General features: G+C 61.0%; 10 protein-coding genes and 4 tRNA genes. 3 read left to right on the top strand and 11 right to left on the bottom strand.

Going from position 1 to position 13530, the window contains the following annotated elements; genetic code table 11:
* Positions 1-58: 58 nt before the first annotated feature.
* The 8 genes from tuf to DN745_RS17950 all read right to left on the bottom strand — a co-directional run bounded on the left by tuf (position 59) and on the right by DN745_RS17950 (position 5943).
* Positions 59-1255: an elongation factor Tu gene (gene tuf / locus DN745_RS17985; RefSeq protein ID WP_111331316.1), complete on the bottom strand. Its 1197-nt coding sequence runs from the start codon at positions 1253-1255 to the stop codon at positions 59-61.
* A 197-nt stretch (positions 1256-1452) separates the two neighbouring features.
* A tRNA-Thr gene (locus DN745_RS17980) sits at positions 1453-1525 on the bottom strand.
* Between the two features lie 157 nt (positions 1526-1682).
* Positions 1683-1755, bottom strand: a tRNA-Gly gene (locus tag DN745_RS17975).
* Between the two features lie 72 nt (positions 1756-1827).
* Positions 1828-1909 (bottom strand) — tRNA-Tyr (locus tag DN745_RS17970).
* Between the two features lie 36 nt (positions 1910-1945).
* Positions 1946-2018, bottom strand: a tRNA-Thr gene (locus DN745_RS17965).
* A gap of 199 nt (positions 2019-2217) precedes the next feature.
* Entirely contained in the window at positions 2218-2997 is a 780-nt protein-coding gene (gene rlmB / locus DN745_RS17960) for a 23S rRNA (guanosine(2251)-2'-O)-methyltransferase RlmB (RefSeq protein WP_133621889.1), read from the bottom strand.
* Positions 2998-3042: 45 nt separating this feature from the next.
* The gene (locus DN745_RS17955) at positions 3043-4803 is read right to left on the bottom strand and encodes a proline--tRNA ligase (RefSeq protein ID WP_111337086.1); all 1761 of its coding nucleotides are present in this window, start codon (positions 4801-4803) and stop codon (positions 3043-3045) included.
* Positions 4804-4941: 138 nt separating this feature from the next.
* Positions 4942-5943 (bottom strand): hypothetical protein, encoded by a 1002-nt coding sequence (locus DN745_RS17950; protein ID WP_111337084.1) that lies wholly within the window; start codon positions 5941-5943, stop codon positions 4942-4944.
* A 343-nt stretch (positions 5944-6286) separates the two neighbouring features.
* Between DN745_RS17950 and DN745_RS17945 the strand changes: the two genes are divergently transcribed.
* On the top strand, positions 6287-6967 hold the full coding sequence (locus DN745_RS17945; RefSeq protein WP_162687773.1) for an MBL fold metallo-hydrolase: 681 nt from the start codon (positions 6287-6289) through the stop codon (positions 6965-6967).
* 17 nt (positions 6968-6984) lie between these two features.
* Here the strand turns inward: DN745_RS17945 and DN745_RS17940 are convergent, their stop codons facing one another.
* Together DN745_RS17940 and DN745_RS17935 are read right to left on the bottom strand one after the other, a co-directional pair.
* Positions 6985-8832, bottom strand: coding sequence for a serine/threonine-protein kinase (locus tag DN745_RS17940; protein ID WP_111337080.1), 1848 nt, complete (start codon positions 8830-8832; stop codon positions 6985-6987).
* A 138-nt stretch (positions 8833-8970) separates the two neighbouring features.
* Positions 8971-9957 (bottom strand): response regulator, encoded by a 987-nt coding sequence (locus DN745_RS17935; RefSeq protein WP_111337078.1) that lies wholly within the window; start codon positions 9955-9957, stop codon positions 8971-8973.
* Between the two features lie 451 nt (positions 9958-10408).
* Between DN745_RS17935 and DN745_RS17925 the strand changes: the two genes are divergently transcribed.
* Positions 10409-11659, top strand: coding sequence for a serine/threonine-protein kinase (locus DN745_RS17925; RefSeq protein ID WP_111337074.1), 1251 nt, complete (start codon positions 10409-10411; stop codon positions 11657-11659).
* 60 nt (positions 11660-11719) lie between these two features.
* Entirely contained in the window at positions 11720-12604 is an 885-nt protein-coding gene (locus DN745_RS17920) for an ATP-grasp domain-containing protein (protein WP_111337072.1), read from the top strand.
* Here DN745_RS17920 and murI read toward each other — a convergent pair.
* Positions 12601-13506: a glutamate racemase gene (gene murI / locus DN745_RS17915; RefSeq protein WP_111337070.1), complete on the bottom strand. Its 906-nt coding sequence runs from the start codon at positions 13504-13506 to the stop codon at positions 12601-12603. The two genes, DN745_RS17920 and murI, sit on opposite strands and share 4 nt — an antisense overlap.
* Between the last annotated feature and the right edge of the window lie 24 nt (positions 13507-13530).

Raw genomic sequence — 13530 nt, 5'->3', positions numbered from 1 at the left:
CGCGCCGCGAGAGACGCCCCCTTTGGAGTATCAACTCGCGGCGCGGTGTATTTATTTCTTACTCGATGATCTTGGTGACAACACCGGCGCCGACCGTACGTCCACCTTCGCGGATAGCGAAGCGAAGACCTTCGCTCATGGCGATGGGGTTAATCAGTTCGCCGGTAACCGTGACGCGGTCGCCAGGCATAACCATCTCGGATCCTTCCGGAAGATGCACGGTACCCGTGATATCCGTTGTGCGGAAGTAGAACTGCGGGCGATATCCGTCGAAGAACGGCGTGTGACGACCACCCTCTTCTTTCTTGAGGATATAGACCTCACCCTCGAACTTGGTGTGCGGGGTGATCGAGCCGGGCTTAGCCAGAACCTGGCCGCGCTCGACGTCTTCTTTCTTGATGCCACGAATCAGGCAGCCAACGTTCTCGCCTGCACGACCCGAGTCGAGCAATTTGCGGAACATCTCGACACCGGTGACGGTGGTCTTGGTGGGCTTTTCGGTGAGACCAACGATCTCGACTTCTTCGCCGACCTTCACAATACCGGTCTCGATGCGACCGGTGACGACCGTACCACGACCCGAGATCGAGAAGACGTCCTCGATGGGCATAAGGAACGGCTTGTCCGTCTCACGCTCCGGCTCTTCGATATACTCGTCGACGGCGTCCATCAATTTGACGATGGCTTCGGCGCCGAGCGGGCTGTCTTCGCCGTTGAGGGCGAGGAGAGCCGAACCCGGGATGATCGGGGTGTCGTCGCCCGGGTAGTCGTATTTGTCGAGAAGTTCGCGAACTTCCATGTCGACCAGCTCGATGAGCTCTTCGTCGTCGACCATGTCGGCTTTGTTCAAGAAGACGACGATGGCGGGGACGCCGACCTGGTGAGCAAGAAGGATATGCTCGCGGGTCTGCGGCATCGGGCCGTCAGCGGCGGAGACGACCAGGATCGCGCCGTCCATCTGCGCAGCACCGGTGATCATGTTTTTGACGTAGTCAGCATGGCCCGGGCAGTCGACGTGAGCGTAGTGACGGTTGGCCGTCTCGTACTCAACGTGCGAGGTCGAGATGGTGATACCACGCTCGCGCTCTTCGGGAGCCTTGTCGATTTTGTCGAAGTCAACGCTCGAGTTGGAGCCGTTGATGTCACTCATGACGCGGGTAATGGCCGCGGTCAGCGTGGTTTTGCCGTGGTCGACGTGACCGATCGTGCCGATATTGAGATGCGGTTTATTTCTTTCGAACTTTTCTTTGGCCATCTTTCGACTCCTTAAAGAGCGGTGTCACTACGACTTGATTTGTTGATGTTCGGTCATTCGGTCGCGTGCCGTAATCTGGCTAAAGCGCACTCGAACGCCTGATTTCAATTTCATTAAAAAAATGAGCGACTCTACAGAGTCGCTCAGTCCCACCCCGCCCGCTGTGGGCGAGATGGGCTGAGAGTAAAACATCAAAGAGCCCTTGACCAGAATCGAACTGGTGACCCCTTCCTTACCATGGAAGTGCTCTACCGCCTGAGCTACAAGGGCACAAACGCTGCTTGCACAGCGGAAACTCCAGGATGCTTCATTCTCGCCGCCTCTATTAACCTGCCTTTTATAAGAAATCAAGAGGCATTTTGAGGCTTTTTGAAACAACTTTGTAGGTGCTTCGTGCGTACGTCCTATTTCAGTGAAACAGGCCGTAAGCGGGAGACGGGGCTCGAACCCGCGACATTCAGCTTGGAAGGCTGATGCTCTACCAATTGAGCTACTCCCGCACAGATTGCCGAAGCAATCTTTGCTTGAAAGACTCCCCGCAGATTTCTCTGCCAGGAGCTGCTTTCGTTTAGTGGTGGGGGAAGGATTCGAACCTTCGAAGGCGAAGCCGCCAGATTTACAGTCTGGTCCCTTTGGCCGCTCGGGAACCCCACCTCTCAAATTGTATCTCATCCGCACCTTCACAGATGAAGCTGGCGGTGGGATTCGAACCCACGACCTGCTGCTTACAAAGCAGCTGCTCTGCCAGTTGAGCTACGCCAGCGTTGGAGCGTCTCCGCTCTTTTGCTCGAGCGTTTTATTCGGACGCCCGGCACCGCCAGCGGACGCAGACTAATACTGATGGTCCGGTGGTGTGTCAAGATGTTTTTGCATTTTGTTTAGTAAAAATTTCAATTAATTTTCGGAGGGGCCGTTTGCGCGTTATCTGAGGCCCCTCCGCATGAAGCGGCGCGGATCTTCGCTTAGCGCGCGGCCCATTGTCGGCGTACTTCGTATAGCATGATCGAGGCAGCAGATGCGACGTTTAAGCTATCGACGCCACTGGCCATCGGGATGCGCACCTGGAAGTCGCACTTCTCCGCGACGAGGCGCCGCAGCCCCTGATGCTCACTGCCCATCACCAGCGCGGCCTTCATATCGAAGTCGATCTTCCAGAGATCGGTGCTCTGCTCACCTGCGGCGGCGCCCACGGTCCACCAACCCTCTTTCTTCAGCTTCTCCAGGGTCTGGGCGATATTGGTGACGATCGCCACGCGCACCTTAAGCGCCTGACCGGCCGAGGCGCGCACCACAGCCGGCGTCACGCTCGCCGCGCGGCGCTTGGGTATGATGATCCCCGTGACGCCCAGGGCGACCGCGCTGCGGATGATCGCGCCGAGGTTCTGAGGATCCTGAATCTGGTCGAGCACCATCACGCAGGCGCGGCTCTCGTTGGCGTTCATCCGCAGGATATTGTCGAGTGAATCGTACTCAAAAGGCGTCGTGTGGACCACGACGCCCTGATGGTTGCCGTCCTCGGCGATGTGATCGAGCTCGTCAGCGTCCGCGTGGACGAATTTCATGCCGTGCGATTCGGCGATCTTGCGGATCTCGGCGAATTTAGTGGCGCTGGGGTCTTCACAAAAGATTTTGAGGACCTTTTCGGGCACGGTAAGCAGGAGCTCTTCGACGGGATGAATGCCGTAAATATACATGAGGTCTCGGACCAGGGTTTTGAAACTAAAATCGGGCAGGCGTGACACCGCCGGCGCCTCGCGGCGCCGGCGGATGGTGGGCGGACAACTTTTTTAGCTCTGCTGGGCGACCAGCGTCTTAATATACTCAACGGCGTCGGCCAGCGGGATATCCTCATTCTCGGCAGCGCTACGCACTTTCACCTCAACCATGCCCTCTTTGAGGCCACGCGAGCCAATCGCGATGCGCACCGGGATACCGACCAGGTCGGCGTCCTTGAATTTCGAACCGGCGCCGGCCTTGCGATCGTCGAGCAACACGTCAATCCCCGCATCCTGAAGCTCGGCGTAGATCTTCTCGCCGGCCTCGATCACCTCTTCGTTCTTCATCTGCAGCGGCAGGACGATCACCTGGTAGGGCGCGATCGCCATCGGCCAGATGATGCCGTTCTTATCGTGGTTCTGCTCGACCACAGCGGCCAGGATTCGAGTCACGCCGATGCCGTAACAACCCATCTTAAGCGATTGCATCTTTCCATTCTGGTCCTGCACGCCGGCGCCCATGGCGTCGGAGTATTTGGTGCCAAGATAGAAGACGTGACCCACCTCGATGCCGCGATGGCTCTCGAAGGTGCCGCCGCAACGCGCGCAGAGGTCGCCGGCCTGGGCGAGGCGAAGATCGGCGAAGGCGGTGACCTCGAAGTCGCGCCCGTGATTGACGTTGGTGTGGTGCTTGTCGGCCGCGTTCGCGCCCACGACAAAATTCGACAGCGCCTGGACCTCGAGGTCGGCGAACACCGGAATCTCAAGCCCCACGGGGCCGGCGAAGCCCACGGGCGCGCCGGTGGCGGCCTTCACCTGGGCGTCGGAGGCCATATTCAGCTCGAAGGGCTTGGCGTCTTCTTTATTCTCTTTGGCTGCCGCGTCGACCTTGAGCTGCTCGCGCAGGAACGCGGTCAGCTTGATCTCGTTGACGACATGATCGCCGCGCACCAGCACCGCGACCGTCTGGTCGGCCACGTGGAAGAGGAGCGTCTTGACGCAATTGGACGCGGGAACATCGAGGAACGCGCTGATCTCTTCGATCGTCTTCGCCCCGGGCGTATCCACGGTGGCCATCTCAAGCTGCTCGCCGGTGGCTTCGCTCACCTCGGTGGGGCGCGTCTCGGCCTTCTCGACGTTGGCGGCGTAGTCACACTCAACGCAGCGCACGATCTCGTCCTCGCCGGTCTCCGCCAGCACCTGGAACTCGTGCGAGAGCGACCCGCCGATATTACCGCTATCGGCTTCAACCGCGGCGTACTCAAAGCCCAGGCGGTCAAAGATACGCTGATAGGCGTCATACATCTGCTGATAGCTTACCTTCGCGCTCTCTTCATCGATATCGAAGGAATAGGCGTCCTTCATGATGAATTCACGCCCGCGCATCAGGCCGAAGCGGGGACGGGTTTCGTCGCGGAATTTGGTCTGAATCTGATACAGATTCAGCGGCAAGTCTTTGTAACTGCCGACGTCATTGCGGATCAGGTTGGTCATGACCTCTTCGTGGGTCGGCCCGAGGCAATACTCCGACCCTTTGCGGTCCTTAAAGCGCAGCAGCTCCGGGCCGTATTCTTGCCAACGGCCGGACTCTTCCCACAATTCAGCGGGCTGAACCGCGGGCAAACGCACCTCTTGGGCGCCCGCGCGATCCATCTCTTCGCGGATGATCGCCTCAATCTTTCGGACCGACTTCCACCCGAGCGGCAGGAAATCGTAGATCCCGCGCGTGACCATGCGAATATACGCGCCGCGCACCAGAAGTTTGTGACTCACGACCTCGGCATCGGCCGGGTCTTCTTTACGGGTCGGCATGAACAAATTTGATAAACGCATTGGGACGTCCTTAAATATTGAAAAAATCGTTCGAATTCTGCGTCGCGCGATATCCTATTATACGATATCGCGCGATCGGTGAACCGAAGACGAGTAAAAAGTTAGAAATGACAGTTTAGACCGAGGAGATTTCTCGGATTAAGGCTGGGTGTCGACGAGGGTGAGCTCATCGACCGCCGAGAAGACGAACTCGGCGGAGTCGAGGCCGTCGATCTCGATATTCTTGGCGTTGACGCGGCGCAGCGACAATTGCAATTCGTTTGAATCATCGACGAGCTGCTCGATCAGCGCGGCCGGCAGCGTGAACGTCCCGTCATCCTCAACGCGACAGCTCAGGCGTGGGCGATCGGGGCCGAACCCTGCCGAGATGCGCAAAAATACGTCTTCGCCCGAAGACGCCAGGGCTTGCGCCTCGTCGAGCTGCGCGCCAGTTGACTCCATAGAGGAGCGCCACTGGATATTGAGATCTTCGCCGAAGCTCACGCCAACCCGCGGGCCATTGGCCGCGTCGTACGCGCCAACGCGTGTGATGTGAATCGGCTCGGGGGCGCGCATCGCCACCGAGAATCCGGCGCTCTCCGTCTGACCCGGGGCGCTGAAATCATAGCGCGCGCCGGAGTGATAGCCCACGCGAAGCGGCTCGGTGCCGAGCCCCTGCTCGGTGCCATAGATAACACCGGAGAAGGCGCTCAGAAGATCCGGCAGGCGCCGGGCTTCGAGGCGAATCGACGCATCAGGCCCGTGCACCGTGATCGGGCCGACGTCCAGCAATTCCAATCGAATCTGGCCATTTCGCCCCGACTCCACCGCCCGTGCGGAGTGCATGCTGCAGGCATCCAGGTCGAGCTCATAGTCGGGGCTCCACACCTCGAGTGCTTCGAGCGCGCGGGCGTAATGGATCCCATAAACGTCCAAAAATTGCGCGTGAACCCGCACACCGCTCACGCCCGCCGCGCGCGGCGAGGCGTACTCGGCGAGCAAGGTGCCCGCGCGGGTTTCTTCGGCGACCGGAGGATTGTCGACCTCCACCTGCGGCAACGGTTCCTCGGTCGAGCAGGCCGCCAGCCATGTCGCCGCCAGCAAGATCAACCCCGCGCGCGCCGCGCCTTGCGTTCGTATTTTTCGCTGCAAAAACGCCATTCTGAATCCAGTGTTATACATTCGCGGCCCCACTTATCGCGACGAACCATAAATCAGCAAGGGAAATGCTTGGGGCGAGTCAATAACTGGCGACCTTCGAGTCCTCATCAACTACAAAAGTTCACCATTGATTTCGCACGATGGTCATCGGAGCGGGTGCGTCGGAAGATCCCTAACAAGTTTAGGCACCGACCAGCCCTAAGACTAACATTCGCCCCCTAACAGTCAAGGATTCAGTCGGCCCGATCGGCGCTACCCGCCTGGATTTAGGGCTATGCGCGCTGCGTCGAATTGGCTAAGAAGACGATGTGATCCCGAGTTTAATCGTCCTAGAGAGGTTTTTATGAGCACAAATACTGAGAGCACAGACAATCCCCAGGGCGCCTCGAACATGATCGTCGAGTCGCTTGTCGTCGGACCGCTGCAGACCAACGTCTACGTGATCGGTTGCACCAAAACCCGCCGCGGCGCGATCGTCGACGCCGGGGGCAACGCCGCCCGGTTGCTCAAGCTCGCCGAGAAGCACGAACTTACGATCGAGAGCATCTTGCAGACCCACGCCCATATCGACCACGTCGCGGCGATCCCCGAGGTCAAGCGCGCCACCCAGGCCCCGATCTACCTGCACCCCGCCGACCAATTCATGTGGCAAGTCGCGCCCCAGCAGGGCATGCGCTTTGGCATTCAGGTCGAGCCGCTGCCGGACTATGAGCACGAACTAAGCGACGGGCAGCGCATCAAAGTCGGCGAATTGGAGTGTGAGGTGATCTTTGTGCCGGGGCATAGCCCGGGCAGCGTGGCCTTCTATTTCGCCGAGCACGCGCTGGTGCTCAGCGGTGACGTGCTCTTCGCAGGCAGCATGGGCCGCGTCGATCTTCCCGGCAGCGATCCCAACGCGATGCGCAAATCGCTCGAGCGCATGAAGCAACTCCCCGACGACACCCGCGTGCTGTCAGGACACGGCCCCGAGACGAGCATCGGCCGCGAAAAGAAGCTCAACCCGTTTTTGCGTGGAGGGTGGTGAGCAAGCGCCCGGCGCCCTTATTTGCCCAGAAGGCTCCAGGCCAGCGCCAGCAGCAGGCCAACAAATAAGACGAGCAACACCCCGATGAGCACCCGTAGCAAGGTCGAGACCGCCTCTTTTTTCGCGGGCGGCTCGGATTGAAGTTGTCGGCCGAACTCCTCAAGGACTTCGTCGCGCGACAATTTGGTCTGTGAATGCCCGCCGGAGGCGCGGGCGCGTAGCTCGGCAAATTCCGGGCTATTAAAACCATCGACGATATCTTCGGGGCCGATCTTCGGCGCACCGCTTCCGCCGCTCCCCATGGGCAACGTGGCGCGCCGGGGCCCGTGTGGCTGAGCGGCGCGCTGCGGCGTATGCGGAGTGCGCCGTGGCACCTCCAGCTCACGCGAAACCCGCGCGGACAGATCGACTTCGTAAAACGAATCACTGAGACGCGCCGAGGGCTCGGCGGTGCCTGGGGCAGACTCCTCCAACAGCCCACGCGCGTGGGCCCCGGAGGCGTGCAGATCCGGCGGGCGCGGCGCTTCGGTGGTCGGGTCGTCGGACGCGGCGAGCGCATTCGCCTCCGCGGCCTTCGCTGGCGCACCCGGCACCTTGCGGCGCGTGAAAGGACGCGTAAATGCCCGCGAATCCGGACTATTCTGCTCCCGCGTCGTCTCCAATTCGATCGGACGCGTGTCCTTCGTGTCGGCCCCGGATTCTTGGATGCGCAGCAAGTCGTCGCCGTGAAGCGCAAGCGACTCGTCCCGGTCGGCGCGCATCTTCGCTCTCAACCGGGCGCGGTCCAATTGCATCGTCGGCTCCGAGGAGCCGGGCATATCAAGCTCGATCGTCTCGCCTTCAGACGAGGTGCGCACGATCAAATTGGCCAGCTCGGCGCTCTCGAGAATATTGAGCTCGCTGGTTCGGTCAACGGCGACCTCATTGGCCATCATCGCGTGGAGCAATAGCTCGTCTGAAAACCGCAACGTCAGGGTATCGTCGCTATTGTCGCCGGCCTCGATATTTCGCTTCAGCTCGAGCAACGCCCCGGTCAACTCGCCGATATTCTGAAAACGCCCCTCCGGCTTTTTGGCCAGCGTGCGCAAGATGATAGCCTCGAGCGCCTCGGGGATCTCGGGGCGAAGTTGGCGCGGCGGGGTCGGCGCCGCCTCGACCTGGGCCATCATCAGCGCGAACTCGGTGGCGGCGTTAAACGGCACCTCGCCGGTGGATAGCTTATAGAGGGTGACCCCCAGGCTGTAGATATCAGCGCGCCCGTCGATCCCCTTGGACCCAACGATTTGCTCGGGGCTCATATAATGAAGCGTCCCGACGGTGGTCCCATCGGCCGTGAGATCCTGGCCGCGCACAACTTTGGCGACCCCGAAGTCCATCACCTTCGGCACCAGCGCCGCGTCCGTCTCCTTGAGCAAGATATTGGAGGGCTTAATATCCCGGTGAATGATCCCCTTGCGATGGGCAAAACCCACCGCGCTGAGCACCGGGAGCATCAAATTCAGCAACTCCAACGTATTCAGCGGGCCGCGCTCGGCGAGGTAGTCCTCCAGGGTCGGCCCCTGGATATATTCCATGATGATCGCAAGCGGCGAGGTCTCCACAATATCAAAGACGTCGATGATATTGGGGTGGGCAAGGTAGCGCTGGATGCGCCCCTCATCGAGAAAGCGGGTGCACACCACCGGCTGCTCACAATAGAAGGGATAGAGCGCCTTGAGCACCACATAGCGGCCGGTCTTTCGGTCGAAGGTTCGATGAATCGACGCCATTCCACCTTCGGCGATCTTCTCTTCGACCACATAACGGCCCATCACGACCGTCCCCGGGTCGAGTGTGCGAGAGTCTAAATGTGGGTCCTTCGCCATATGGCCTCACTGGGTAATAGGCTCCAGTGTAATACATCTGGACGAATGAGCAAATTTCCTGCTCAAATCCCCCGTTAGACAAAAAAAAGCCCGCCAAATAGATGGCGGGCTTTTCACAATCTTCATACTCGGGAAGACTCAGTCTTCGGCGAGCAGTCTTTCAATCTCAAGGCGCACAACGTCGGCGATCTTCTCGTTGAGGCTATTCTCAACGATCGAATTAACCCGCTGCTCACCATGCTCGACCAATTTCGGCAGAACCTTCTTCTGGAAGACTTCGCCCATAACGGTGCGAAGGAGCCCGGGAAGCTGCTCTTTGACCGCGTTCTGGACTTCTTCCTTGACCACGGTCTCGATCTCGGCACGGCTCATGCCGATATTAGAGACTCCGGAGTCACTGGTCGTTGAGGGCGCAACAGGCGCGCTCGCGGCAACGTCTTGGGCGCGGGTCGACGCGTTAACGTCGGGGGTCGCGATGCGCGGCTGGCTCCCGCCAAGGCGCCCAGGGGTGCTGGTCGCCGGGGTGCGCGGCTGGGCAGGCGCGCTCGCCGCGGCGGGTTGCTCAATGCGCTGCGGGCCTGAGGGCTCGACGCGCTGGGGTTCCGGCGTCGGCGTCTCAACGCGCTGGCGCTGCGGGGTCGGCGGTTGTGGTTTGGTCGCGAAGGGTGGCGGCGCCGGACGAGCCGGTGGCGCCACTGCAGGTGCGACGGGCTTGGGCGGCTGGAAGGCCGGCGCCGGCGTCGGCGCCGCCGAGGTGACCTGGCCGTCGGCCAAACGCTCAATCGCGCTGACCAGCGTGTCGGTCAAAAACGGCTTCATCACCACGTCATCAGCACCCGCCTGGCGCGCGTCCACTTCGCTAAACTGGCGAGCATTGCCGCCGAGCATCACAATGGGAATATGCGCGGTGGACGGATTCCCTTTGAGCGCGCGGCAGACTTCGTAGCCGCTCGCGTCGGGCATATAATAGTCGAGTAAAATAACAGCCGGCAACCGCTGAGCGGCTTGCATACCCTCGCGTGCGTTCGACGCACCCAAGACCTCAAAAGGACTCGCTTTAAGTGCCATCTCGACAACTTTGCGAATTGTTCGGCTGTCATCGACGACCAGAACCGTCGGACTCATGCAGACTCCTTGCAACGAATGAATGGCAGCATTGACCCACTAATTAAGGGCCGCGATTGCGCTTAAATTAAGCGTGATATTGCCGCTTTAGGAAATAACACGGTTTCGCCAACATGGTCAACAATACAGCACCCCGATAGCCGAATGCGCTGGAGGCTCTTTGAAAACACGGCGGGCTCCGCATCATATCGCGTCGGGCAGGGGGAGCAAATTTTTAGCGCGCGGGGCGCCCCGGCCGCGCGCATGGCAAAGCAGGCGCGACAAGCCGATCGCAATAATGATATCTTGAAACTCAATACAATACGGGCCATGCTGGCCCAGTCGATGCGCGCGATGTGCATCCCGTTGAACCTGCGCCGTTTGAGCCCGAGCAACCGGGCCGGCCCAGCGCCCGATGCTCGCCCGTCTTTGTTTCCAATGTCCTGCCTAATCTATTTTTGCGATACAGAAGATGGTGTCTGAGCTGAGCCCCCAAAACGAATTGGACCAATCACCCGCCAGCTCGCTGATGCCCGGATACCTCCTCGCGGAGCGCTACCGGCTCGAAGAGAAGTTGGGCAGCGGTGCGTTCGGGCAGGTCTTCGCGGCCGAAGATACGAAGCTTGGGCGCCGCGTGGCCATCAAAATCTTGCGCGCCAACGCGGCCAACCGAGATCCCGACGCCCTGGCCCGATTGCGCCAGGAAGCCGAAATTCTCGACGCCATCGAACACCCCAATATCGTCGGGGTGCACGCGGTCGAGGAGAGCCCCGACGGCCTCTTTATCGTCATGGAGCTGCTCGAAGGGAAATCGATCGACCAATTATTGGTCGCCCAGGGCGTCGCCGCGCCGGCGCGGGTCGCGCGCGCGGCTCGCCAACTGCTCTCGGCGTTGATCGCCTCGCACGCCAAGGGCGTGCTCCACCGCGATCTAAAGCCCGAGAATATCATCCTCGTGAACTCCCAAGATGCGGACGCCGAGCAGGCGAAGTTGCTCGACTTTGGCATCGCCAAGGCCCAGGACACCGTCTACGAGAGCGACGATGATGGGGTCACGCTGGTCAAGACCCGGGGCGGCGGCTTTTTAGGAACGCCGCGCTACTGCGCCCCCGAGATCGTGGTGGGCGACCCGGCCGAGCCCAGCGCCGACATCTTCAGCCTGGGCCTGGTGCTCGCCGAATGGCTTACCGGCAAAGAACGAATCAACGCGAGCAAACAAAACCAGGCCCTGGCCATTTTGCTGCGCCCCGAAGCGCTCGATGTCTCGGATTGCCCCGAGAATTGGCAACCCTGGCTGGCCAAAATGATCGCCAAGGCGCCATTCGATCGCTACCCATCTGCCGAGGTCGCCCTGGCGGAGTTTGAGCGCCTCGTTGAGCCAAGCAGCGCCGATATCCTGGGCGCCGCGGCCGCCCTCGGCGCAGACTCCAGCCCAGACTTCGTCTCAGATACCGCCGACACCTGCGTGCGAGAGTTGCCGGACTTCGAAGAATTCAAGCGCCCAGCTGCCAACCCACCGACGCCACAGATTGCCGCCGGGCAATCACTCGCCCCAAACTCCCCCCCGGCAGATATCTCCTCAACCTTCGCCCGCCCGCCCGAGCCGGCGCCACCGGAGCCCCCCGCCAAATCGACGTCGATCGCGTCCGCGCTCGTCGCGACCCTCGGCAGCTTCGTGCTGATTCTACTTTTGATCTTTTTGTGGCAGAACCTCTCCGGATAAGGGCCTCTATTGCCCGTCATTAAACCGGAATAACGCATCGCTATCGTTGTGAGGGCGAAGATGAAAATCGCTATTTTGTCGCGTGGTCGCACGCTTTATAGCACCGCGCGGCTCGCCGAAGTCGGGCGGCGTAGAAATCATGATATGCGGGTAATTAACCCCCACCAATGTGCCATCTCGATCTTCCCAAAGAGCAGCGAAGCGGCCCTGGCGACAGACCGCGACGGCTTAAGCCTGGAGGGGTTCGACTGTGTGATCCCGCGGATCGGCGGCGGCTCAAGCTCTTGGGGGCTCACGCTGCTGCGCCAGATCGAGTTGCAGGGCATCCCGGTGCTTAACTCGGCGTTTGGCACCATGGTCGCCGCCGATAAGGTCCACTCCCTGCAGCAATTGGCGGCCGCCGGCGTGCGCACCCCGCTGTGCGTGCAGAGCAAAGAACCCGAAGACGTCGCCGACCTCATTCGACGCGTCGGCGGGCCACCGGCGATCCTCAAATTACTCAAGGGAACGCAAGGGGTTGGCGTCATCAAGGTCGACACGATCGAGTCGGCGGTCTCGACGCTCGAGGCGCTGTGGAGCCTGCGCGAAGACGTGCTGATCCAGGAGTTTATCGCCGACAGCGATGGCGCCGATCAGCGTATTTTTGTGGTGGATGGCAAGGTGGTCGCCGCCATGGAGCGGCGGGCGAAAGAAGGCGAGTTCCGGGCGAATGTGCATCGCGGGGGGAGCACGCGCAAGATCAAGGTCGACGACGCGACCCGCGAGATCGCGCTGGCCGCGGCCGCCACGCTCAACCTGCGCGTGGCCGGCGTCGATATCCTGCCAAGTTCGCGCGGGCCGCTGGTCATCGAGGTCAACGCCTCGCCGGGCTTTGAAGGGATCGAAGCGGCGACCGGGCGCGACATCGCGCGCGATATCATCCAATGCGCCGAGTCGATGGCCTAAGGCTTTGGGTCGGCGCCCACCGGAATATCGACGTGCTCAAAGGAGCCGATCGGCCCGCCAAAGAAGCGCTCCGCGGTGACCTGAAAGCCGTCGGGGAAATCGGTGAGCAAGAAGTGCAGGCGCCTCGCGGACGCGTCCTTATCGGCGCGCTCGGGGTGCAACAGACCCTGCTCCCTCAGGTGTGCGCGCAGCTCGTGGGCGGTCGTCTCGGCGGAGTCGACCAACGTGATCGGGCCGGCGCCGGCGTCCGCCAGCGCCTGGGCGATGACCGTGCGCAGCAGCGGATAATGCGTGCACCCGAGGATCATCGTATCCACCTCGGCGCCCGCAAACTCCTCCAGGTATTTCTTCGCGACTTCTCGGGGCACCCCACCTTCGGTCCAGCCCTCTTCGGCCAGCGGCACGAAGAGCGGACACGCCTTTTGGTGCACCACTAAATCTTTGCCAATCTGCGCGATCTCTGCCGGATAACAGCCGCTGCGCACGGTGCCGCGCGTGCCGATGACCGCGATATGCCCGGACTTCGTCGCGCCGACCGCCCGGCGCGCGGCCGGCTCGATCACGCCGAACACCGGCGCGTCATGGTGGGCGCGCACGGCGTCGAGGGCGTAGGAGGTCGCGGTATTGCAGGCGATCACGATCGCCTTAACCCCGCGCTCTGCCAGCAGATCCGTGGCGTTAAGCGCATAGCGGCGCACCGTCTCAGCGGCGCGATTGCCGTAGGGGACGCGCGCGGTATCCCCGAGATAGATGATATCTTCATCGGGCAATAATTCACTCACCGCGCGCATCACGGTCAGCCCGCCTACGCCGCTGTCAAAGACACCAATGGGGCGCGAATCCGTCTTTTTTAGAGGCGATTTTTCGGCGCAGGGCGCGTTCGTTTCTTGAGGCTTATTCACGCTATGACCAACTTCTAACAGTTC

It is taken from the genome of Bradymonas sediminis (assembly GCF_003258315.1).
GTDB classification, from domain to species: Bacteria; Myxococcota_A; Bradymonadia; order Bradymonadales; family Bradymonadaceae; genus Bradymonas; species Bradymonas sediminis.
This window is presented reverse-complemented; position numbering and strand designations above follow the sequence as displayed.